The following is a 22,650-nucleotide window of genomic DNA, read 5'->3' as shown; positions in this document are numbered from 1 at the left end:
CATGTATTAGGCACGCCGCCAGCGTTCGTCCTGAGCCAGGATCAAACTCTCCAAGAAAGAGTTATGAGTTAGCTCATAAAGTTAAAACGTTGGCTCATGGTCTTCTATAATAGAAGCCATGATAATTTATTGTTTGTTGACGCTTGTTTGTTTAGTTTTCAAAGAACAATGAAATTGGAGCGGGTGAAGAGAATCGAACTCTCATCATCAGCTTGGAAGGCTGAGGTTTTACCACTAAACTACACCCGCATATAAAGTTAGTTGCTGAATGGTCGGGAAGACAGGATTCGAACCTGCGACCCCTTGGTCCCAAACCAAGTGCTCTACCAAGCTGAGCTACTCCCCGTTATTAAGAGAAAAATAATGGCGCGCCCGAAAGGAGTCGAACCCATAACCTTCTGATCCGTAGTCAGACGCTCTATCCAATTGAGCTACGGGCGCATTAGTTTTAATAGCAACTTTTATATCCTATCACATCCGATATAGGATGTCAATAACATTTTTTTGGTGCGGCCGAGAGGACTTGAACCTCCACGGGGTTGCCCCCACTAGGCCCTCAACCTAGCGCGTCTGCCATTCCGCCACGACCGCAAAACATGACAGGTTTATATAATAACTAATTGAGGTTCATTATCAACAGGTAATTAATGGTGCGGGTGAAGGGAGTCGAACCCCCACGCCTTGCGGCGCCAGATCCTAAGTCTGGTGCGTCTGCCAATTCCGCCACACCCGCATATTCATTTGTTGAAAATGGTGAGCCATGAAGGACTCGAACCTTCGACCCTCTGATTAAAAGTCAGATGCTCTACCGACTGAGCTAATGGCTCGTATTAAACAAAACCCTAAACAAGTTTTGTTTGAATCCTGTGCTCAAAAGACCTTCGGTCTTTCTCGCAAGTTGCCGCTGATGTTGTTCAATGAAGCGAGCAACTGACTGAGCTAATGGCTCAAAAATGGCTGGGCTAGCTGGATTCGAACCAACGCATGTCGCAGTCAAAGTGCGATGCCTTACCGCTTGGCTATAGCCCAATAAAATGGCGGTCCCGACCGGGATCGAACCGGCGATCTCCTGCGTGACAGGCAGGCATGTTAACCGCTACACCACGGGACCAGATATGGAATTATAATGTCACTTTCGCTGTCGCGAAAAAATCTTGGTGACCCCTACGGGATTCGAACCCGTGTTACCGCCGTGAAAGGGCGGTGTCTTAACCGCTTGACCAAGGGGCCATATTTTTTAAAAGGTTCTGGCGGAGAAGGAGGGATTTGAACCCTCGCGCCGCTTACGCGACCTACACCCTTAGCAGGGGCGCCTCTTCAGCCTCTTGAGTACTTCCCCATACCTTAAAATTAATGGCTCCGCAGGTAGGATTCGAACCTACGACCGCTCGGTTAACAGCCGAGTGCTCTACCACTGAGCTACTGCGGAATAACTTTAATTTTCGATGTCGTTGTCTTGTCGACTCTTACTATTATAGGGAGCTGCCTAGCAAAAGTCAAGGGTGTTTTTGATAAGTTTTTTATTTCTTTTTTAGCAGCACACAAAGGCTTATTCTACAATCATTTCCTTCACTTTTATCAACTTTCCACGGCATTTTCCACACACGTATTTCGAAGTATTGATAGATCTTTTGCGGCGATAGGTCATCTTACAGCTGCTGCACTGATAAAAAACGAACTTCTGTTTCGCCCTTCTCTTTTTCTCCTCCGGAAGAGTAGAACAAAACCTCGGGGCATCTACCTTCTTTAATAGATCTCGAAAATCTTTATCGCGATGCTTGTAGCCTTTTCCTTCTATATGAAGATGGTAATGGCAAAGTTCATGTTTAATGATCCCGACCAACTCCGCCTCACCAAGCTGCTCAAAATACTTTTTATTAATTTCGATGTTGTGGCTGTTCAGCATATAGCGCCCGCCAGTTGTTCGAAGTCTGGGATTGAAGAACGCCTTATGCCTGAATGGCTTATGGAAGTATTTATCGGATATCATCACTACAAGATTGTGCAACTCTTGATCAGTCATCTGGAAAACGCCTGCCTTTTTAGAAACATGACAACCCATTATAGCATATATTAATGTTACCTTTTAAAGCATTATCTTAAGGAGGTATTGCCATGCCTGTCTGGTTTCAGAATCAAATGAAACGAGCCTTCTATGAGAAAAATCGGTATCAGATCAAACTTTTAAATCAATGTTGGTACTTTTATAGAAATAAACAAAATTTAAACGATTAAAAGACTGCAGGCATTCCTGCAGTCTTTTGTATTATGCCTGATCAGGCTTAAGCATCGTTAATGCGACGCGGCCTTTTTTCTGGTCGACACTGTCCACCCATACGGTGACCACATCCCCAACGGATACAATATCCAGCGGGTGTTTTACAAAACGATTGCTTAGTTTTGAGATATGGACAAGTCCGTCCTGTTTTACACCAATATCAACGAATGCACCGAAGTCAACCACATTCCGTACTGTACCTTGAAGTTCCATCCCCGCCTTAAGGTCCTCGAGCTTCAATACATCCTTTTTTAAAAGTGGTGCTGGAAGCTCGTCCCGCGGGTCGCGTTCAGGCCTTACGAGTGCATCAACGTTATCTTTCAGTGTAAGTTTACCGATTCCTAATTCATCTGCAGTTTGGTCGATGTTGATTTTCGCGAGCGCGTCCTTCAATGCCGGTGTTCCTAAATCCTTTGTTTTGAATCCCAGGCTATCAAGCAGCTGCTTTACCTCACTGTAACTTTCCGGGTGGATGCCGGTCCGGTCAAGAGGTTCCTTCCCATCAATGACTCGCAGGAATCCGATTGCCTGTTCATATGTCTTGGCCCCTAGACGTGGAATTTTTTTCAGCTGCGTCCGGCTCGTAAACTTCCCTTCTTCTTCACGCTTCTTTACTATATTATTAGCTACTGTTTTAGAAAGGCCAGATACGTACTGCAATAAAGAAGAAGAAGCGGTATTAACATTGACTCCCACCTGGTTAACCGCTGTCTCAACAACGAACGTCAAAGAGTCGGATAGTTTTTTCTGGCTGACATCATGCTGATACTGACCGACACCGACTGATTTCGGATCGATTTTAACGAGTTCAGCCAGCGGGTCTTGCAATCGACGGGCAATCGATACTGCACTTCGTTCTTCTACCTGGTAGTTAGGGAATTCTTCTCGAGCAAGATCGGATGCGGAATAGACACTCGCCCCTGCTTCATTCACAATGAGATAGTAAATCTCTTTATCCATCTCTCTCAGGATATCTGACACGAATTGCTCTGTTTCCCTGGAAGCAGTTCCGTTACCGATTGCGACCATTTCCACATCATGCTCTTTCAGTACTTTAATGAATTTATCCTTCGCCTCTGTATTTTTCGCTCCGGAGGTATGTGGATATATCACACCAATTGATAAAACTTTTCCTGTTTCATCTACTGCAGCCAGTTTACAGCCTGTTCTGAATGCCGGGTCTACACCAAGGACAACTTTCCCTTTTAACGGCGGTTGGAGGAGAAGTTTTCGCAGGTTTTCGGAAAAGATATGGATCGCTTGCTCTTCAGCTTTTTCCGTCAGTTCATTCCTGATCTCACGTTCGATCGAGGGCTGGATCAGTCGCTTATATGCATCCTCGATTGCTTCTGTTACTGAAGCAGCTGTGATGGAGTGATTCTTAGTAACCCATTTACGCTGCAGATAGCTCATAATGACATCTGTTTTTGACTTTATAGAGACTCTTAAGAGATCCTCTTTTTCACCGCGGTTGAGCGCAAGGATTCTGTGCGGCACCACTTTATTGACAGGCTCAGAATACTCATAATACATCTCATACACATTCTTCTCATCCTGCTCTTCATTTTTCACCGAAGAATCGATGGAGCCAGATCTATAGGTTTCATTCCTAATCCACTTGCGGCTGTCTGCGTCATCGGAAACAATTTCAGCGATGATATCTTTCGCTCCAGCAATCGCATCTTCAATAGATTCGACACCTTTTTCTTCTGATAAAAACCCTCGGGCTTTTTCTTCGAGACTTCCGTTTACAGGGAACTCCAGCATCCACTGAGCAAGTGGCTCAAGTCCCTTTTCTTTTGCAACAGTCGCTTTCGTTCTTCTTTTTTGCTTGTATGGCCGGTATAAGTCTTCTACTTCCTGTAGCTTGATTGCTTTTTCAATGTTCGTCTTCAGTTCGTCAGTCAGCTTTCCCTGTTCTTCGATGAGCCTGATGACTTCCTCTTTACGCTGCTCTAAGTTCTGTATGTATTGCCATCTTTCAACGATGTCACGGATTTGCACTTCATCAAGCGCACCTGTCATTTCCTTTCGGTAACGGGCTATGAACGGTACAGTGTTTCCTTCATCAATTAACGAAATGACACTTTGCACTTGTTTAGCTGTTAACGATTGCTCTTTGGCAATGATTTTTACATATTGATCTTGCTTATCCATTGTTTGAGTCAAGAGACAATCCTCCATAATCTATATTGGTATTGCTTGTCACTTTAATAGTGTACCAAAATAAGCGGAAGGTTTACAGTGAGCATGAGGCATCCTTCTATATTCAATTCTCATCCACCACCAACGGACACATAGGGTTAATCTGTATCCTGCCTCCCATGCAAAACAAAAAGAAGCCCACCGGCTAAAGTAGACTTCCCACAATAAAAGTTGCATCATCCATTGAGTTTGCATATTCACTTTTGATTTGTTCTGCGATGGCACCAACTGAGCGGTACCCTTTCAATATCGTTTTAGCGCCATGTATATTGTCAAAACCATCTGAGTAAATCAGGAATTTTGATTCTGGCTCATAAATGAACCTCTGGGTGTGAAATACCTGCGGCTTACCTGACAGATAACCTGTTACTGGCAATGGATATGTTAGTTTGCCATTTGAGGTATAGAGGAAGAAGCGGATATTTCCAACACAGCTGTATACAAATTCGCGGGTTTCGAAGTAGACTTTGAAGATCGAGACAGCGGCCCCTCTTTTTTGCACCAAAATATTGTTGCAGTATTTCATGAGCGTATCTACGTCTTCGTGATGGTGTTGTTCTACTACTGAAACGACAGCGGCAGAAGCTTCATGGGCATATTGCCCTGACCCTAATCCATCAGCAAGTACACAGACAAAATAATCATCAGTAGCTGTATAATAATAGCTGTCACCGCACTCTACTTTACCTTCTTTGATTGTCTGGTAAGCATAAAGTTCTATTTTGTCTTTGAACTGTTGAATCATGTAATGTACTCCGAGTTGTTGTTTTCCGCATGAATCGCCTCTTGAAGCTTTTTGATTGCCCTTCTTTGAAGACGTGATACATGCATCTGTGAAATACCAAGCTTGTCACCAGCCTCTTTCTGGCTGAGGTTATCAAGGTAGGTATATTGGATAATTAACTTTTCGCGTTCACTCAGTACATGCAGTACTTTTTCGAGCACCATTCTTTGATTGATTTTTTCATAGCCTTCATCAATGTTTCCGACGATATCCAACAGGGTGACTGTTCCTCCATCAGAATCAGCTTCAATAGAATGGTCAACGGATAAGGCCTGGTAGCTTTTACCCATCTCCATGGCTTCCAATACTTCTTCTTCAGAAACCTCGAGTGCTTCCGCAATTTCATCTACTCGCGGAGAGCGGTGCAGTTGGGTTGTCAAATCTTCGACAGTCGTCTTGATTTTTGGACCAAGCTCCTTTATCCTGCGCGGTACGTGGACGCTCCACGTTTTATCTCTTAAGAATCTTTTGATTTCACCAATGATGGTCGGCACGGCAAATGCCTCAAAGCTTTTGCCAAATGTTTCATCATAGCGTCGGATTGCGCCTAAAAGACCAATCATTCCAACCTGGAAGATATCCTCGTGGAATGACCTTCCTTTGGAATACTTTCTGGCAATTGTTTCGACAAGGTTTTGATAATGAAGAACCAGCTCATTTTGGGCGTCTGCATCCTCATGCAGCTGGTAGGCTTTGATTAATTCATTAATCTCTTCTTTTGGCCTCTGCTTAGGTTGAGATTGTCTCTGCATCTCTCTCCACCTGCTCTCCTTCTCGGTACTTGGTCATAAAGACCGTGACGCCCTCTTTGTGATGGATTCGAACCTCGTCCATCAAGGTTTCGATCAGATACAGTCCCAAGCCTCCTTCGCGAAGGAATTCTACTGAACTATTCTGATCATAAGGGCCAAGTCCCTGGCGCGCTGAATGGAAATCAAAGCTCTGGCCGTTATCCGCAACCATCACTTCAAGCTTGTCTTCATATAATCCGAAACCTATGATGACCTCGCCGTTCTCATTGTTTTGATATGCATGCTGTACAGCGTTCGTACAAGCTTCACTCGTAGCAATTTTCAAATCTTCAATCTCGTCGTAGGAAAAACCCATACGGCTAGCAATACCAGACAGGGTCAAACGAATGACACCGACGAACTCTGGTTTAGCCGGAATTTTCATTTCAATATAGTCAAATGACTGGTTCATTGCACTCCACCCTCAATCTGGCTGTTTATATCGATAATATCGGCCAAGCCGGTGATTTCGAAAAGTCTCTGCAAACGTTCGGACAACCCAACGATTTTAAATTCACCGTCATGCGCACGGACGTTCTTGAATACTCCTACAAACACTCCAAGCCCGGTACTATCCATATAATTGACTTCAGAAAGGTCTACAACCATATTTACGCCCTCTTTTTCAGACAAAGGGAAAAGCTTTTCACGAAGCTGCGGAGCTGTATATGCATCAATTTCGCCGCTTACTTTAACTGCTAACTTTGATTCTGTTTCTTTAACATCTATCGAAATATTCATAAATGACCCACCCTTTACAATTCAATTGCTCTTTTGATTTACCCGGTTTGGAACCCGATTAAACATCTCTTTTCAAAATGATTAAGGTAAAATCATCACGCAATTGGAAATGCTGAAGTTTTTCAAGTTCCCTAAAGATATTATTGACAATTTCCTGAGCATTTAAGTGAATATATTTATTTATATATCCGATTAATGTTTCCTTTTCGATGAAACCTTCTTCTGTCCTGCATTCTGTTACTCCGTCAGACATCAGGATCACCATATCCCCAGGAAGTATTTCTTTCTCATACTGGGTATACTTCGTCCGCTTGTCCACTCCTAATAGTAAGCCTCTTGCGACCAACTCTGAGAATTCCTTCTTTTTGGAATCGTAATAGAAGCCAGGCTCATGCCCTGCGGATGCATAATAGAAGATATTATTGGAAGGATTGAACATTCCGTAGAACATCGTGATGAACATGCTTGGATCAACATTCTGCTCAACAACTCTGTTCAGGTTTTCCAGGATGCTGCTCGGATCGAGCCGGTTTTCTGGCAGGCTGTCCATCGCATACTTGATCATGGACATACAAAGTGCTGCTGGAATCCCTTTCCCAATGACATCGGCGATTGCTACACTGATATTATTGTTCTCATCCTGGACAAAATGGAAGTAATCACCGTTCATATGTTTAGCCGGAACACTTATTGCCCCGATATCAATCCCAGGCACAATCGGGATTTTCGTACCAAGCAAGGTTTGCTGAACATTGGCGGCAATCTCCATCTCTGATCTTAGCTCCTCTTGCTGATGCCTTAAGCTTTGATGCTCTCGATAAGCAATTCCATAGCCAATCATCACCTCAAGGAGGATATCAAAGGAATGCATAATATCTTCCGGCAGTTCAGGATACATTTCAAGAAGCAAGCTTTTATGCACGCTGATGATTTCTTCCGGCGCGATTTTGTGTTCAATCGACTTCCGGCTGAATTTCTGCCCTGCATACAATGCTTGTTCTGATTGCTCTTTTATATAATTGTCAAGAATATCCCGATACTTTGATTCCATCATTTCTCGGAAATCCATACTTTTTCCCCCTAACGGAGCCATTTAGTCGCTTTGATCTGTGTTCCTTGTCCGGGTGTTGAGTCTATGTCGAATTCATCCATTAGACGTTTCACTCCGGGAAGGCCAGCTCCTAGTCCTCCTGATGTTGAAAAGCCATCTTCCATGACTTGGCGTATTTCTTTTATACCTGGGCCGCTGTCCACTGCGTTGATTCGCAATCCCGCTTTACCGCCGTCATATAATTTATCGATGCAAATCTGCCCTTTGCCGGCGTACAAGTAGATGTTTCTAGCCAATTCACTGATGGCGGTGGTAATTCGCGCCTGGTCAACAGTTCCAAAACCAAGCTCTTTCGCAACATTCCGGCCAAGCTGGCGTGCTGCGACGATGTCCCATTCGTTTATGATCGTAACGCAGGATTGGATGTCCATTCACCTATTCCCCCAATTCCTGTTGTAATTTCTCCAAACCTTTTTCTAAATCTAATGCAGTCAGGACATCATCAAGGCCGATCCCTAATTCAATTAGCGTTATGGCAACAGCAGGCTGGATTCCGGTAATGACTACAATCGCACCCATGAGCTTGGACATATTGATTACATCCCCAAGGACCTTTGCGATGAAAGAGTCAATGAAGTCAATTGAGGTTAGATCAATGACAACTCCATTGGCACTTGTCTCATGAATTTTGTGGAGCAAGTCCTCTTGAAATTGAAGCGCAGTCTGGTCATCCAGCTCCCATTGTATGGAAACCAACAGACAATCATCCAGCTTTAGGATAGGTATTCTCACTTTGCTCCCTCCAATGAAACGATTTTTTTATTTGTCAGCTCAAGAGCTGCTTCAATTCCTTTTTTCAAGTTATTCTTCGTTGTAAACTGGTTCAGGTCAATGCCCAGGTTCACGATGGTCTGCGCAATTTCAGGACGGATCCCTACGAGCATGCACTTGGCACCAATGAGCCTGACAGCATCTGCTGCCTGGATAATATGGTGGGCAACCATCGTATCTACGACAGGTACTCCTGTAATATCAATCAGGACCACCTCGGAACGGTGTTTCACCGCACCTTTAAGCAGGTTTTCCATGATTTGCTTTGCCCGCTCGGTATCAATCGTACCGACTAATGGCATTACTGTAATTCCCTCAAACACTGGAATGAGCGGAGCCGAAAGCTCCTGCAAGGCAATTTTCTGGAGGGAAACTGTTCTTTCCCATGTTGATGAATATACGCTGACGATTTCATTATTCATAGGAGTTGCCCAGCGGTCAAACTCGTATACAATGTCCATCTGATTCTCCTGGGTTACGACGCCTTCTTTCTGCATACCTTCAAAAACAATCAAATTAAAGGTATGAAGACCTTTCGTGACAAACGTCAACGGCCAGCCAAGCCTGACAACTTTTTCAGCGAAATCAGTCAGCCTTTCATTATACTCTTCACTCGTGCCTTTAAAATTCGAGATAATGAGGTCGATGAATTCCTTGCTCGTAGATTGAAAAACCCGATCCGATACAAGACGGATTACCCGATCATCCGCTTCTTCCTTTGTCCTATCTATCCATTGATCCAGGATCTCTTGCTTGTGAGCCTGGATGTAATTTGAAATTATTTTATTCATTTCATCCTCCCCATTCTATCACAACAAAATTTTACATTACCCTATTCCGTCCAATTGTAAACCAATTTTAAAACTGTAAATAAATATTCATAAAATCCAGATTATATATCTCCATTTAATGATAACAGTTTTCTTTCGTCAAATAAAATCAACTTATCGACAGGATTCAACGGATATTGCATGACGGATATTCTTATTATTCCTTTTTTCTTGGATTCAATTTTATTGCTTTAAATTCTTGTGCTGGTTAAGGAAGTGCGATTAGCATCTTCCCTTTTATGTCAGGCGAGTTACCTGTCACGATTCCGAGCTTTTCTTGACAGCTTTTCCACTTTTCCCGGCGAACCTGTCTTAATTCCGGGCTTTTCTTGACAGCTTTTCCGCTTTCACAGCCAAACCTGTCACGATTCCGAGCTTTTCTTGACAGCTTTTCCGCTTTCCCGGGCGAACCTGTCTTAATTCCGGGCTTTTCTTGACAGCTTTTCCACTTTCACAACCATACCTGTCACGATTCCGGGCTTTTCTTGACAGCTTTTCCACTTTCACAGACAAACCTGTCACGATTCCGAGCTTTTCTTGACAGCTTTTCCACTTTCCCCGCCAAACCTGTCACGATTCCGAGCTTTTCTTGACAGCTTTTCCGCTTTCCCGGGCGAACCTGTCACACAACCCCAGCTTTTTACTTCCATAACCAGCCCAATCATCCCGGGCAACTAAAAAAGAGACATGCCGCTAAGCTTGCCTCTCCACACAGGAAAACATCCGTTTTTATTTTATGGTTATGTATAAGGCCTGCTGGCAGGCCAGGTGTTCGGTTACAAAAAAACGCTCTTTAAAGAGCGTGCTGTTCATTTAGAATTCGATAAGACCTAAACTTACCTGAAGGGCTTCATCCACTTTTTCCATCATTTCGTCATCGAGATGGGTAATTTTATCGGTTAGGCGCTGTTTGTCAATTGTGCGTATTTGTTCCAATAAGATGACCGAGTCTCGTTCAAAACCGTACCGCTTCGCATCAATTTCTACATGTGTTGGAAGCTTGGCTTTTTGGATCTGTGCTGTGATCGCTGCGATAATGACTGTGGGACTAAACCGATTCCCGATGTCGTTTTGGATGACCAGGACAGGGCGAACTCCGCCTTGCTCTGAACCAACAACTGGGGATAGGTCTGCAAAATAGACGTCACCACGTTTGACAATCAAAGGATTATCCTCCGCTGACTAGACGTTCAACTGTGTGTTCTGCCTCGTATTCTGCTTGAAATGCTTCAGATGCAATGGTCAGATTAATTTTGGCCATTTCCATATAGCCACGTCTCATGGATTCACGAATTTGTCTCTTTTTCTTCTCACGCAAAAACATTTTTGTTGCCTGATAAATAAATTCGCTGCGGTTTACGTTCTCTTGCTTAACAAATCCATCTAGTTCACTTAAAAGATGCTGCGGTAACTTTACCAAAATCTCCGTTGTTGCGCTGGATTCAGACACAAACATACACCTCCACCATCATCACTACATACCATTATTAAGTTCGTTATCTCTCTACCATTTCTAATCTTATCACTATTTATGCAAGATGCAAAGATAAATCCGCAATTCTTCTGTATTATCCGCCCAAAAAATAGTGTTTTATTCAGGTTTTTAGCCAAATTGAACAGGTTTGTTAATTATTGGTTGTGTCTTATAACAGCGAATTGTTTAAATCGACTACTTTGCCGTCCTGCCTATACAGTCGAGGGACCCTGGAAGAAATGATGCATGGGACTTCGTAGTTGATTGTTTCTAGCTTGCTGGCAATCTCATTGATCGAGATTGTCTCTTCTCCCTGGCTGCCAATCAGGGTCGCGATTGTCCCGACTGGAACTTCATTCGGAAGCTTCACCATGCATTGGTCCATGCAAATTCGCCCTATGATGGGCGATCTTTTGCCATCGACCAGTACTTCCTGGCCCTGAAGTCTGCGTATCCATCCATCAGCATACCCAATCGGAAGCGTTCCTACCCAAATTTCTTCTGGTGCTTCATAGGTTGCACCGTAGCTGACCTTTTCTCCTTTTTCCAGCTTCTTAACATGCACGAGCCTCGAATGGAGCGTAAATGCCTCCTGCAAATCTACCGGTAACTCTGGTTGTATTTCCATTGATGGCGCTAGTCCGTACATTGCAATCCCTACTCTTACAGCGTTGAACTGTGCATCTGCGTGCATCAAAGCTGCGGCACTATTGCTGCTGTGGACGACCGGAGGCTGCTTTTCCATCGCGCTCAGCATTTCCCTGAACAAGGCGAGCTGCTTGTTAAAATACGAATCATCCAGTTCATCCGCTGTCGCGTAGTGGGTGTATAGCCCGTGAAGCTGTAATCTCGCATCTTCTTCAATCAGTCTTTCAACTGCCTTCAATTCCTCGATAGACCTAATCCCGATCCGGCCCATTCCTGTATCTATTTTTATATGAAGCATAAGAGTTGAATCCTTTTTCAATACTTCCTGCGCTTTTACCAGCCATTCCTCCTGGAAAACGGTCAGAATGATCCCTTCTTCAGCGGCGATATTCACATCTTCAGGTCTGCTTGCCCCAAGCACGAGAATCGGAGCAGTAATCCGTTTTTTCCTTAACGCTAGCGCCTCATCCATGAACGCCACTGCAAGCATTGATGCTCCCGCTTCCAATGCCGCCTCGGCCACTTGCGAATCCCCGTGTCCGTAAGCATTGGCTTTCACAACTGCAATAAATTCAACATCCTCAGGCAGATGACCCTTGATCTCTCTTACATTCATCTTGACCCGATCCAGGTCAACCTCCGCCCATGTATCACGGTAAAAAAATCCTTGCTCCTCCAACGAAAACTCCACTTCCTTCAATCCGAACGTTATTTATATTGTTTTATTATCAAACCGAAAGAACTCAATGTCAAATGGATAATATATATGGGTTTTTGGAGCCCGAATTTCGAGGCGGAGATACGTGGATTAAGCTCTAGCACTCTTTATTCCGAATTCCTTAAAACTCGAATTTTATTCCTTAAAATCTGTTTTTATCCCTTAACCCATAAAAAAACAGGCCCAGGTTACACTGAGCCTGCATTCGGAATTTTATTTTTCCATATCAGCCAGGACGGATTTAGCCACCATTTCCAATTCTTCTGGTGATAGGTCTGTTGAAGCTAGCATATAATCGACTCCTAGATGGGTCCATGACACCGAAGTTTCGTTCATGGCACCGATTGTGAAACCAAGGTCGACAGGCTTTCCAGTCATGTTGATCGCAGAGGACATGGCAGGCATTGCGTCTGCTTTTTCCTGGATCAGCGTGAATGATTTTTCACCGTCATATGTGAGCACCACGCGCTTTCCGTTCTCTGTCGTAATTTCCTTTTCATCAATCAATGTCACGCCAGGGATTTCAGCGACTGGATACTTCACAGTGAATTCCTTGTCTTCACCTTCTGCCATAACCGGAACATCAAGCTGTGCACCTGTCATGTTTTTCTTCATATCAAACGCATCTTTATCAAAGCTTGCGTCGAATTTCACATCGGAGAATTCAACCGTAACGAGCGAATTACGGTCAGGGTCCATCACCTTGACGCTGACTGGCGCCAGGCTCTTTTTGTTCAGCTTGATTTCCTGGATCGGAAGCATTTTGTTGTTCTGATATCTTGTTTTCGTTTCGAACACATAATGTTCCTTCGTCGCCGAGAATTTCGCTTGCTTATCCTCGAGGATATCCATGATTAAAGATTCGTAAAGGTACGCCTGGCTGCTGTTTTTCGGCCAGTCGCTCTGGAATTTGAAGCTTTTGTTAAGGGCAGGCGTCAAAACAAATACTCCTTCTTCATTCCTGAGGATCATCTGGCTCTGGTCTTTCTGGGCATTCTTTAGGTTCACACGGTAAAATGACGGATCTTTGTGCCAAATCTCCACATCGTACACTTGAGGCTCGGTACCCATTTGCAATGTCATCTTTGCCTTAGCCTTGTAGCTCTTCAGATCTTCGAGCGTTCCATCCAACTCCTTAACCACAGATTCCTGTGATTTTGTCCCGCAGGCAGCCAGAGCAAATATAACCATGAGCCCGGCGAGAAGCAGCAATAACCTTTTCTTCATTCTTCCAACCCCTTTTAGTCTCATTTAAACGTGTAAAGGGAAAGAAAGGACAGGAATAAGACACTGGCTGCAAAATTGCTTGAGTAGTCTTCGTGCAGCCATGTTCTCGCCGCCCTAGCCTTGTCTCCCTTACTGCATTATGAATATATGAGACAACCTGGGCGAATATGCCCCCGAGATTGACAAGCACTTTAAATTTTTTCGATTACCACCTGCGCAATAGCGTATTGTTCACTGTGTGAAATCGAGAGGTGGACTCCCTCCATATAAGGCTTCGTGACAATAGGACGGCCGTGCGGGTCAGATTCGATTTCGATATCCATGAAGGACAATTCCTTGCCGATGCCAGTCCCTTTCGCTTTCGAAAAAGCTTCCTTTGCCGCCCAGCGACCAGCAAGGAATTCAATTCCTCTCCGCTCATTATATTGTCTGTAAACTTCTCGTTCTTTTTCTGTTAAAACTCGCTCTGGAAAACGCGGCTGTGATTCCACCAGTTTGCGGATCCTGCCAATTTCCACGATATCGATTCCCGTTCCGATAATCATTTTTTCAGTTCCCTTCTAAAAAAGATGAATGCCGCATAGAAAATAGTGTACAACTTTCGCCGATTAGGGCTATCCTTAAAATTAGGACTTTTACGCAAACGAACTCTATATTTTCAAATATCCGATCCTCACGACAAAGAGGACCGAGGAGGTTTCCATGTTTACAAGAACTGAAAGCTTGCGTGACTTCATCAGGCTTTACCCGGTTATTTCAATCATCATTACCATCCATATCTTATTATACTTGCTGACGGCATTGCCAATTTTTCCGAGTAAATACCTGTTTGGACTTTTAGCAGGTGTGAACCTGTACGTTGTGAACGGGGAGTACTGGCGGCTAGTCACACCCATTTTCATGCATGCAGGTTTTGCGCATATGCTGTTCAACAGTTTCTCACTCGTTCTGTTCGCCCCGGCACTCGAGCAGCTGCTTGGCAAAACTAAATTCATCCTGCTGTACTTGGCTACAGGCATCGCCGCAAACATCGCTACGCTGATCCTCGAGCCACTGACATACACACATGTCGGCTCGAGCGGGGCAATCTTCGGGCTGTTCGGTTTCTATATTTCTATCATAATGTTCCGAAAAGCCATGATGTCGCGTGAAAACTCCCAGACAATTATGACCATCGCCATTATTGCTGTAGTTATGACATTCGTCCAGTCGAATATCAATATTACCGCTCATATCTTTGGCATGCTCGCAGGCTTCCTGACCGGAGCCGCCATTTATAGAAGGTAATAAAAAGCGCCTCAGGGGCGCTTTTTTCGTTTCCAGCAAATTTATGATATGAACAAAGCGCGTTTACTCAGCGGTTTCATGTGAGTACCAATGATAAATCATGTCGACATGCCTTTTCTCAAGGTCAATGACTTTGCCGCCAGCACCGCCATGCCCTGACTTGACAATCGCCTCGACGGTAGCCAGATTCTTTTTCCGCTGAAAAAAGCTTTCTTTGACGCTGAAGGACTGGACTTTATTTTTCCTCATATACACTGTGCTCTTGACAATATTCCGGTATCGAAAGGTCAGCATTCCCTGATCAAGGCTCCAGCCTGCATCTTTATAGTTTAGGTAAGACCATAAAGCCGATATTGGAAGCAGGAGCAGCGCGCCAAAGCCCCAAGGTCTCAAAAACCAGATGGCAACAATGATGATCGGCAGCGTGAATAGCCAGCCTTTCAATAAGTATCTGCTGTAAGCCCGCTGTGGTGCTGGTGATATGCTGACACGGAAGTGGTACTCTGCCAAATGCGGTTCAAGCAGGCCGGGGATTTTTCTTTTTTTCACGATCGGCAAGATCAGCACCTTGGAACTTTCCTGGTCAAGTGCCGAACCTCCTGCACTTTCTACATATGCCGAAGCATAACCTAGCGGCTGCCTTATAAGGTTCTCACTGATGCGGACTGCCTGGATTCGGTTAAGCGGAATCGTAAACTGGCGTTTTTCCAGCAATCCACGTGTAATGACAAGATCATTATCCACTTTTCTCACGGTAAAATTAGCGTATTTCAGCATCGTGCCAAACAGGGCGATCATCCACGCAAGCAGGAACCCGAGAAAGACCACGACACTGATAAAAACGACACCGTTTTGGACAAAGTGCTCGACCCCGTCAAAAATCTGCTCATAAGGAATGAACTCTTCAAATTGGAAAACGAACGCAAACACCGCGGAAATGACAACACCGACTCCGCCTGATGTTGTCGCCAGCATCAATAACTCTGAAACCGACATTTTATATAGAAGGTCATCGGATGATTGCGGCTCTTCTTCTCCTTGTGGGATTTGTCCCGACTTTTTAATGGATACCAGATAGTCATGGATTGCTTGCGCATCCTGCTTTGTGATCGCCGTGAGGACCGCCTCTCCATCCTGCAGCCCCATTCCACCGGAGCCGGCTGTCTCCACCTTCACCTTTACAAGGCCGAATAGCCGCTGTAAAATTCCTTCTGATAAATCCAGGCTTTGGATTCGGTCGAATGGAATATAGCGCTTTTTCCTTACGATCAATCCGTATTCAATTCGCAATTCACCTTGCTCGATGCGATATGTAAACCTGTACCACGACAAAACTCCATAAACTAACACCAGCACTACAACACCAATCGAACCAATGAAGTAAAACAGATCCCAATCTGTTCCCCTGCTCCCGAAAACGACGAAGATCAGAAAAGGAATGATCATTTCCTTCAGCTGGCGGAGCGCATTGACGACAGCAGCGATCGGATGCAGCCTTTTCGGATCAGACATCTTCATCCGCCACCCTTGCAAGCCTTGAAATGGAAATCCTTAAATTTTCAGCTTCCTCCATATCAAGCGCAGGTATTTCATGGATGGTTGCAGCTGTTGAAACCGTCACCGTCGATAATCGGTATTTCCTCAGCAAAGGCCCCTGCTGTGTATCAACATGCTGGACACGGATCATCGGAATGAGCGTCCTCTTAATGATAAATACACCGTATTGAAGTTCAATTTCCTGCTCCCTCACTTCGTAGCGCCAGCGTTTCCAGCGCAAGGTCGGCAGTAAAATGATAAATAAATAGCTATATACAACAGCCACAGCTATTGCTGCAGCGATAATCCATTCAGGAAAATCAAAAATAAGCGTAATGGCGATCAGACCGCCCGCTAATACCCATACCACCAGGGAATGAAGGGTTGCTGCAATTTTCCATACAGTCAATGCCTGTTCGGAAATCCGCTTTTGCGGCTCAGAAATCGTCATAAAGTCTCCTCCCATTTTCCAATTAATAGCACCTTCCTAAGTATACAACAACAACACATATGTATGGCACTATATTGGGAGGAAAATGAGATATCCCGAATTATTTCATCATAAAGCTGCTGCCATCAATGACTTCAACTTCCGGCATTTGCTTTAATTCCTCAGCAAGTTTGAACAGAGCAAGATCCTTCTTTTTTGCTTCGATCATGCAGTGAATTTCCGGGACGGAGCCCTTTATCCCGTGAAGAAAATCCATGAACATCTCCGCATCCACATATTCGGCGTGCGCCCTGAACTCTTTTTCCGAGCGTGGACTTGAAATATGCATTTTCACTGGCAGCTTCGAGTGTTCCCATGTCCCGACGATCCGCCCCCATTGCTCCTGCCAATTAATGTCCTCATGATGGGCCAGGTGATGGTGATAATCGAACACCAGCGGGATCGCAAGCTTTTCGCATAGGTAAAGCGTATCGTGGAGCGTGAACGATGTATCATCATTTTCAAGCATGATCATGTCTTGCAGCCTTGTGGAAACCAGTCCCCAATTATGAATAAATTGCTCAAGCGCTTTTTCCCGGTTTTCATAAACGCCGCCCACATGGAGAACACAGCGATGCTCGGGGTCGATCTCCATTCCCTTCAATAACGCATGATGCATCGCAAGCGTCTTGATTGAATTGTTCAGAGTTTCAGGTTTCAACGTATTCAGCAGGACAAAATGGTCCGGGTGAAAATCAACACGCATCGGATTATCTTGTAAAAATTCTGCAATGTCCTTTAATGGCTCTTTTAACGCGCGCATATACTTCCAGTCGGAAAGCTCTTCATGATTGGCAAGTGGTATGAGCCTCGAGCTCAGCCGGAAAAAGTGAATCTCGTTCGCTTTGCTATGCCTTAATAGACGCAGACAGTTTTCAAGATTGGACACCGCAATTCTTTCCAGCTTATTAATGGCCGCTTCCCTGTCCTTAATTCCCTGGAATTGCTTGAAAGTCATCGTCTGTGACGGCGAAGCATTCTTCAGTTCCTCGCTCATCGCCACATAACCAAGCCTGACGATCGTCATTTCAGCCACCCCCCGTTTTTATTGGTAGTATGCCCAAATTCGTGGGATTGGGATTGGTAAAATTACTGCTTAGTATGAGGTTGGTCGAATTCATGTGAAATGTGAGTGAATTATCTTGAAAAGTGGTCGAACTATCTCGGAATGTGGTCGAATTTTTTTGAAATGTGGTCGAATTATCTTAGTTTTGGTCTATATTCCATTCAGAGGGCATGAAATAGCTGGTTGGATAGATCAAATTTCGAACTTACTTGGTCATTCACTTGAAAAAAGCACATAAAAAACCCCCGGTTCAATTAAAAACCGGGGATTTAATGTTTATTTTAGCGTGATGATCTTGATTTGTAGCTGCCGCCTTCTCTGCTGCCGCCGCCACCTGTGCGTTTTGTTCCAGAGCGTGGCTTATAAGGCTTTTTATTGCGTCCATCGCCGCCTCTGTTATCGTATCTTCTGCGGTCTCCTTGAGGCTTTTTGTCTCTTCTGTTTGGAAGAGGCTTTTCCTCAGTAAGCTTAACAGGAGTTGTATCAGGCTCTTTAGTCAGCATTTTCAATACGGAAGCAACGACTGTTTGAGCATCATGATTTTTCAAAAGCTCATCTGCAGCCTGGCGGTAGTATTGAAGGTTATTTGACTCGATTGTTTGTGTAATCTTGTCAACAACTGCTCTTTGCTGGCCTTCAAGTGCTTGGTCCAAGGTTGGAGCAGTCATTTTTTCCATACGGCGTTTAGTCGTTTTTTCCACTACATGAAGGTAAGAAGTCTCTCTGTGTGTAACGAATGTGATCGCCATACCCTCTTTACCTGCACGGCCAGTACGTCCGATACGGTGTACATAGCTTTCAGGGTCCTGCGGGATGTCGAAGTTGTAAACGTGCGTTACACCGGAAATATCAAGTCCACGAGCTGCCACGTCTGTCGCAACAAGCACGTCGATTGAACCTTCCTTGAACTTTCTTAAAACAGACATACGCTTCGCCTGCGTTAGGTCACCGTGGATTCCTTCTGCAGTATAGCCGCGCAGGTTCAACGCTTCAGCAAGCTCATCAACACGGCGCTTCGTGCGTCCGAAGATGATTGCTAATTCTGGAGATTGGATATCAAGCAGTCGAGTAAGAACATCAAACTTGTTCTTCTCCTGTACTTCAACATAGTATTGCTCGATCAAAGGAACTGTCATTTCCTTTGCTTTGACACGAACGACCTCAGGGTCCTTCATGAAGCGCTCAGCGATCTTGCGGATTGGTCCTGGCATTGTTGCCGAGAACAATAGTGTCTGGCGTTCGCTAGGGATTTTCGCAAGGATTGATTCGATATCTTCGATAAAGCCCATGTTCAGCATTTCATCTGCTTCGTCAAGGATGACAGTTTCGACATTATCAAGACGGATTGTCTTTCTGTTAATGTGGTCAAGAAGTCGTCCTGGCGTTCCGACGATGATGTGAGGCCCTTTTTTCAATGCACGGATCTGGCGGTTGATATCCTGGCCACCGTAGATTGCAAGAACGCCCACTCTCTTGCCAGCACCGATTTTGTATAATTCCTCGGAAACCTGGATTGCCAATTCACGAGTTGGCGCGATGATGATTCCCTGGATAGTATGGTTTTCTTTCTTGATTTTTTCCACTAGAGGAATACCGAAAGCAGCAGTCTTACCAGTACCTGTCTGCGCCTGGCCAATCACGTCTTTATTCTGAAGGCTGATTGGAATCGTCTCTGCCTGAATTGGCGTTGCTTCCTCAAAACCCATATTCTTTACAGCTTTTAATGTTGCGGGGCTAATGCCCATGTCTTGGAACATTGTCAACTTTGCTCATTCTCCTTTATGTTCACATTTATCCCGCACCGGCTTCTCGCCAATGCTTCGTTTATTTTAAGTGGCTGTTTAAGGATCCAAACCATTTCTGATTCTGGTCAAATTTATCGTACCTGTGCGGCAAAATAGGTGTTCGCACCTTGTGTTTTAAGCAGGGCTGAATCAGCATATACAATCGTAAGCTGAAGCACAGAACCTGAAATATTAGCAAAAAAAGACATTCTCCAACACGGGAGTATGTCCGCTTAAAGGATTTTCTCAGTTAGACACTCAATATTCATCATACCATCTTTAGGAAGGAAAAGCAATTTTTGAGGAATTGCTTCAGTTCCTAATTTCTTCTCTCGGTTTGGAGGTCAAAAAATCATATACCTCGTCAAATAAGTGTTCTTTTTCATCACAGTGACAAATCAGATGTTTGGAGTTCTTATAAAAAATCAGCCGTTTTTCTTTTGCGCCAATATTTTCATATAAGTAATGGGCGCTTTTCGGGGGGACGATGCCGTCACTCTCACCTTGCGCGATCAATGTAGGCACCTTCACATCGTTGAGAATAGGCTTGATTTTGCTCACAAGCCTGCGAAACTGCAAGGTAGCGGTCATGGGTGTTTCTTTAATTTTTCTTGTGTAACGCTTGAATAACTCATTTTCTTTTAATTTTCCTTTTACCGTGTCCCTCATCATTTCCTTGATGTCAGAAGCAAGCTGTTTCGGATTTACATAATAAGCAGCCGCACTGAGCAGGACAAGCTTGTCAACCCGATAATTCGAGGCGAGATAGCTGGCAATCAGCCCGCCCATCGAAAATCCGACAACATACACGGTATCACACTTTTTCAATAGCGCCTTAAGTTCATTCTCGGCATGATCAAGCCACTCATGATGCTTGATTCCCTTCAATCTAAGCTCATCTCCATGGCCAGGCAGGGTTGGAACAACTATTTTCCAGTCGGTCCTCTCTTTCAATGACTGGGCAAGTGGTTCAACCTCGAATGGAGACCCGGTAAAACCATGTATCAACAGACAACCTATCATAACCAATCACCCATTAGTTTTTCTCGTATTTAATCTTTCCCCATTTTAAATCATTTAACCCGAAAATTCCTTTATAATGCCTTTTGTAATCATATCGTTAAAAAGAACAAAAAGCGCAAGCGCCTCGTTCAGCCCCGACAAGGGGTGGAGGGCCGACCGGTGAAGTCGTTCTTTGACTTTATTGGGCAGACCGAAACCGAAAAGTATAGCCGACTGTCCAGAAACGCAGAAACTGGAGACTCCGTCAAAGAAGCGCTTTATGCTTCTGCCGGCGGAGTTGAAGTTTCGGAGTTTCTAGGAGGCGACACTAGACAAGCGTCTCGAGGAGTTAGGAGCCGCAGCTAGACAAGCGACTCGAGGGGCTAGGCGCTGGAGCTGGATTAAGAAAAAGCACATAGTTATGCACAACGAAATTATTTTATAATTTCCTCTACAACAATAAGATGCCCTGGCAGGCAGGACATCTTTTGTGGGTCATTATTTCTGTAATGCATGGACGACTTCTTCGAGCGCCATTCCACGTGAACCTTTTACAAGAACGATTGTTTCCCCTGTTACGTATCTCTTCAGTTCATTGCTCAGCTGCTGTTTATCCTGGAATGAAAATGCTCTGTCGTCGCCAAGGACTTCCTTTGCACCTCTGGCAATTGATTCGCTGAGCTTTCCATATGTGAAAACATAGGCGATTTTTTCAGCATCCAGAGAAGCTCCGACTTTGTAATGATATTCTTCCTCCAACGGCCCTAGTTCAAGCATGTCACCAAGCACAAGGATTTTTCGGCTGTATCCTGAAAGATCGGCAACAAGGTCAATTGCTGCCTTCATGGATGTCGGACTCGCATTGTAGGCATCATTGATGATTTTTTCACCATGAGCACCCTCGGAAAGCTCCATCCTCATATTCGTCAGTTTCAAGCTCGCGAAGCCGTCATTCATTTTTTCAAAAGGAACGCCAATGAATTCTGCTGCAAGCATGGCTGCCAGCGCATTAAGGATATTATGGTTGCCGAGTACCGGCAGATAGAAGGTTTCTTCACCGGCGTTCGTCTTGAATTTGTTACCATTTTCGATCGATTCGATGCTGACCGGATAAAGGTCATTATCCTGGCTTGCACCAAAGGTTTTCAGCTGACCATTACCTGTATAATCCTTCAGCCTTTCTTGCAAAAGCGGCTCGTCTCCATGGAATATGATCAGTCCATTTTCCTGAAGGCCATCGATGATTTCAAGCTTCGCATCAGCAATCGCTTCCCTTGAGCCAAGGTCGAGCAGATGCGATTCACCGATATTTGTGATGATTACGGCATCCGGCCGGCCCATTTTCGTTAAAAATTCAATCTCACCTTTGCTGCTCATACCCATCTCAAGCACGGCGACTTCCGTTTCTTCTCGCAAACGAAGAAGTGTAAGCGGAAGGCCAAGGTGGTTATTGAAGTTTCCTTCCGTCTTTTGCACCTTGTATTTTTGCGCCAGCAGATTTGCCGTCATGTCCTTCGTTGTCGTTTTTCCGTTGCTGCCGGTAATCCCGACAACCTTGATATCTAAGGAGTTGCGATAGCTTCTTGCCAGTTCCTGCAAGGCAGTAGTTGTGTCTTCCACAATGATGATCGGCAAATCCTCCGGAGGATTCGGGACATCTTTTTGCCAAAATGCCGCTGAAGCTCCTCCATTCTCGATGACATCCGCAACAAAATTGTGGCCATCTGTCCGAGCCCCTTTAAAAGGAACAAATAAATTTCCTGCTTCAATTTTACGAGTGTCGATTGAAACGCCTTTAACGATGACATCGCCGTATTGACTTACATCATTCAACGCTCCTGCCATTTTGGCGATTTCTGATATTGGTTTTTGGATCATATTCATATCCTCCTGAAATAAAGGGACAC

General features: G+C 44.5%; 24 protein-coding genes and 11 tRNA genes. 3 read left to right on the top strand and 32 right to left on the bottom strand.

The features are described 5' to 3' along the window. Nucleotides 1–175: 175 nt before the first annotated feature. From CD004_RS23590 to CD004_RS23535, 12 genes are all read right to left on the bottom strand, one after another. A tRNA-Gly gene (locus tag CD004_RS23590) sits at nt 176–249 on the bottom strand. Nucleotides 250–269: 20 nt separating this feature from the next. Further along, nucleotides 270–346 (bottom strand) — tRNA-Pro (locus CD004_RS23585). An 18-nt stretch (nt 347–364) separates the two neighbouring features. Next, nucleotides 365–441: transfer RNA gene (locus tag CD004_RS23580), tRNA-Arg, on the bottom strand. Nucleotides 442–505: 64 nt separating this feature from the next. Continuing rightward, nucleotides 506–591: transfer RNA gene (locus CD004_RS23575), tRNA-Leu, on the bottom strand. A gap of 57 nt (nt 592–648) precedes the next feature. Further along, nucleotides 649–733, bottom strand: a tRNA-Leu gene (locus CD004_RS23570). A gap of 18 nt (nt 734–751) precedes the next feature. Beyond that, nucleotides 752–827, bottom strand: a tRNA-Lys gene (locus CD004_RS23565). Nucleotides 828–954: 127 nt separating this feature from the next. Beyond that, nucleotides 955–1,029 (bottom strand) — tRNA-Gln (locus CD004_RS23560). Between the two features lie 6 nt (nt 1,030–1,035). Continuing rightward, nucleotides 1,036–1,111: transfer RNA gene (locus CD004_RS23555), tRNA-Asp, on the bottom strand. 44 nt (nt 1,112–1,155) lie between these two features. Next, nucleotides 1,156–1,230: transfer RNA gene (locus CD004_RS23550), tRNA-Glu, on the bottom strand. A gap of 18 nt (nt 1,231–1,248) precedes the next feature. After that, a tRNA-Ser gene (locus CD004_RS23545) sits at nt 1,249–1,339 on the bottom strand. 15 nt (nt 1,340–1,354) lie between these two features. Beyond that, nucleotides 1,355–1,429 (bottom strand) — tRNA-Asn (locus tag CD004_RS23540). 120 nt (nt 1,430–1,549) lie between these two features. Then, nucleotides 1,550–2,023 carry a SprT family protein gene (locus tag CD004_RS23535; RefSeq protein WP_102264930.1) on the bottom strand — a complete coding sequence of 158 codons (474 nt, stop codon included), beginning with the start codon at nt 2,021–2,023 and terminating at the stop codon, nt 1,550–1,552. A gap of 92 nt (nt 2,024–2,115) precedes the next feature. Here CD004_RS23535 and cmpA point away from each other — a divergent pair, with 92 nt between their 5' ends. After that, nucleotides 2,116–2,235 carry a cortex morphogenetic protein CmpA gene (gene cmpA, locus CD004_RS23530; protein ID WP_102264929.1) on the top strand — a complete coding sequence of 40 codons (120 nt, stop codon included), beginning with the start codon at nt 2,116–2,118 and terminating at the stop codon, nt 2,233–2,235. A gap of 31 nt (nt 2,236–2,266) precedes the next feature. Here cmpA and CD004_RS23525 read toward each other — a convergent pair whose 3' ends face one another. From CD004_RS23525 to acpS, 14 genes are all read right to left on the bottom strand, one after another. Then, nucleotides 2,267–4,435 carry a Tex family protein gene (locus CD004_RS23525; protein WP_180321318.1) on the bottom strand — a complete coding sequence of 723 codons (2,169 nt, stop codon included), beginning with the start codon at nt 4,433–4,435 and terminating at the stop codon, nt 2,267–2,269. A 193-nt stretch (nt 4,436–4,628) separates the two neighbouring features. Beyond that, complete coding sequence (locus CD004_RS23520; protein ID WP_102264927.1) at nt 4,629–5,228, bottom strand: PP2C family serine/threonine-protein phosphatase; 600 nt, start codon at nt 5,226–5,228, stop codon at nt 4,629–4,631. Beyond that, nucleotides 5,225–6,019 (bottom strand): RNA polymerase sigma factor SigB, encoded by a 795-nt coding sequence (gene sigB / locus CD004_RS23515; RefSeq protein ID WP_102264926.1) that lies wholly within the window; start codon nt 6,017–6,019, stop codon nt 5,225–5,227. The genes CD004_RS23520 and sigB overlap by 4 nt, the downstream gene beginning before the upstream one ends. Then, nucleotides 5,997–6,470 (bottom strand): anti-sigma B factor RsbW, encoded by a 474-nt coding sequence (rsbW, locus tag CD004_RS23510; RefSeq protein ID WP_102264925.1) that lies wholly within the window; start codon nt 6,468–6,470, stop codon nt 5,997–5,999. The genes sigB and rsbW overlap by 23 nt, the downstream gene beginning before the upstream one ends. Next, a complete protein-coding gene (locus CD004_RS23505; RefSeq protein WP_102264924.1) occupies nt 6,467–6,799 on the bottom strand; it encodes an anti-sigma factor antagonist in 333 nt (110 codons plus the stop codon). Before CD004_RS23505 ends, rsbW begins: the two co-directional genes overlap by 4 nt. Before the next feature lie 58 nt (nt 6,800–6,857). After that, nucleotides 6,858–7,868 carry a PP2C family protein-serine/threonine phosphatase gene (locus CD004_RS23500; protein WP_102264923.1) on the bottom strand — a complete coding sequence of 337 codons (1,011 nt, stop codon included), beginning with the start codon at nt 7,866–7,868 and terminating at the stop codon, nt 6,858–6,860. 11 nt (nt 7,869–7,879) lie between these two features. Beyond that, a complete protein-coding gene (locus CD004_RS23495; protein WP_041967777.1) occupies nt 7,880–8,281 on the bottom strand; it encodes an anti-sigma regulatory factor in 402 nt (133 codons plus the stop codon). A gap of 4 nt (nt 8,282–8,285) precedes the next feature. Then, nucleotides 8,286–8,642, bottom strand: a complete 357-nt coding sequence (locus tag CD004_RS23490) for an STAS domain-containing protein (protein WP_041967776.1) — start codon at nt 8,640–8,642, stop codon at nt 8,286–8,288. Then, nucleotides 8,639–9,472: an RsbT co-antagonist protein RsbRA gene (locus CD004_RS23485; RefSeq protein WP_102264922.1), complete on the bottom strand. Its 834-nt coding sequence runs from the start codon at nt 9,470–9,472 to the stop codon at nt 8,639–8,641. Before CD004_RS23485 ends, CD004_RS23490 begins: the two co-directional genes overlap by 4 nt. 852 nt (nt 9,473–10,324) lie before the next feature. Beyond that, on the bottom strand, nt 10,325–10,675 hold the full coding sequence (gene ndoA, locus CD004_RS23475; RefSeq protein ID WP_041967053.1) for a type II toxin-antitoxin system endoribonuclease NdoA: 351 nt from the start codon (nt 10,673–10,675) through the stop codon (nt 10,325–10,327). Nucleotides 10,676–10,679: 4 nt separating this feature from the next. Beyond that, nucleotides 10,680–10,961 (bottom strand): CopG family ribbon-helix-helix protein, encoded by a 282-nt coding sequence (locus tag CD004_RS23470; protein WP_031308192.1) that lies wholly within the window; start codon nt 10,959–10,961, stop codon nt 10,680–10,682. A gap of 193 nt (nt 10,962–11,154) precedes the next feature. Then, the gene (alr, locus tag CD004_RS23465; protein WP_102264920.1) at nt 11,155–12,312 is read right to left on the bottom strand and encodes an alanine racemase; all 1,158 of its coding nucleotides are present in this window, start codon (nt 12,310–12,312) and stop codon (nt 11,155–11,157) included. A 252-nt stretch (nt 12,313–12,564) separates the two neighbouring features. Beyond that, entirely contained in the window at nt 12,565–13,578 is a 1,014-nt protein-coding gene (locus CD004_RS23460) for a LolA family protein (protein WP_102264919.1), read from the bottom strand. Between the two features lie 191 nt (nt 13,579–13,769). Then, nucleotides 13,770–14,123, bottom strand: a complete 354-nt coding sequence (gene acpS, locus CD004_RS23455; protein ID WP_102264918.1) for a holo-ACP synthase — start codon at nt 14,121–14,123, stop codon at nt 13,770–13,772. 157 nt (nt 14,124–14,280) lie between these two features. Between acpS and CD004_RS23450 the strand changes: the two genes are divergently transcribed. After that, nucleotides 14,281–14,865 carry a rhomboid family intramembrane serine protease gene (locus CD004_RS23450; RefSeq protein WP_102264917.1) on the top strand — a complete coding sequence of 195 codons (585 nt, stop codon included), beginning with the start codon at nt 14,281–14,283 and terminating at the stop codon, nt 14,863–14,865. A 63-nt stretch (nt 14,866–14,928) separates the two neighbouring features. Here the strand turns inward: CD004_RS23450 and CD004_RS23445 are convergent, their stop codons facing one another. From CD004_RS23445 to CD004_RS23425, 5 genes are all read right to left on the bottom strand, one after another. Beyond that, complete coding sequence (locus CD004_RS23445; protein WP_102264916.1) at nt 14,929–16,377, bottom strand: PH domain-containing protein; 1,449 nt, start codon at nt 16,375–16,377, stop codon at nt 14,929–14,931. After that, on the bottom strand, nt 16,370–16,852 hold the full coding sequence (locus CD004_RS23440; protein ID WP_102264915.1) for a PH domain-containing protein: 483 nt from the start codon (nt 16,850–16,852) through the stop codon (nt 16,370–16,372). The genes CD004_RS23445 and CD004_RS23440 overlap by 8 nt, the downstream gene beginning before the upstream one ends. A gap of 100 nt (nt 16,853–16,952) precedes the next feature. Beyond that, nucleotides 16,953–17,918 (bottom strand): UV DNA damage repair endonuclease UvsE, encoded by a 966-nt coding sequence (gene uvsE, locus CD004_RS23435; protein WP_102264914.1) that lies wholly within the window; start codon nt 17,916–17,918, stop codon nt 16,953–16,955. Between the two features lie 320 nt (nt 17,919–18,238). Continuing rightward, on the bottom strand, nt 18,239–19,720 hold the full coding sequence (locus tag CD004_RS23430) for a degradosome RNA helicase CshA (RefSeq protein ID WP_102264913.1): 1,482 nt from the start codon (nt 19,718–19,720) through the stop codon (nt 18,239–18,241). A 333-nt stretch (nt 19,721–20,053) separates the two neighbouring features. Then, nucleotides 20,054–20,764 (bottom strand): alpha/beta hydrolase, encoded by a 711-nt coding sequence (locus CD004_RS23425; RefSeq protein ID WP_102264912.1) that lies wholly within the window; start codon nt 20,762–20,764, stop codon nt 20,054–20,056. A 159-nt stretch (nt 20,765–20,923) separates the two neighbouring features. On the opposite strand from CD004_RS23425, the gene CD004_RS23420 reads away from it, so the two are divergent. Further along, nucleotides 20,924–21,109, top strand: coding sequence for a hypothetical protein (locus tag CD004_RS23420; RefSeq protein WP_102264911.1), 186 nt, complete (start codon nt 20,924–20,926; stop codon nt 21,107–21,109). Nucleotides 21,110–21,241: 132 nt separating this feature from the next. Here CD004_RS23420 and CD004_RS23415 read toward each other — a convergent pair whose 3' ends face one another. Further along, nucleotides 21,242–22,621, bottom strand: a complete 1,380-nt coding sequence (locus CD004_RS23415) for a UDP-N-acetylmuramoyl-tripeptide--D-alanyl-D-alanine ligase (protein ID WP_102264910.1) — start codon at nt 22,619–22,621, stop codon at nt 21,242–21,244. Nucleotides 22,622–22,650: the final 29 nt, after the last annotated feature.

The organism is Mesobacillus jeotgali (assembly GCF_002874535.1).
Taxonomy (GTDB): domain Bacteria; phylum Bacillota; class Bacilli; order Bacillales; family Cytobacillaceae; genus Mesobacillus; species Mesobacillus jeotgali.
The sequence above is the reverse complement of the archived record's forward strand: the minus strand, read 5'-3'. Positions and strand labels throughout refer to the sequence as shown.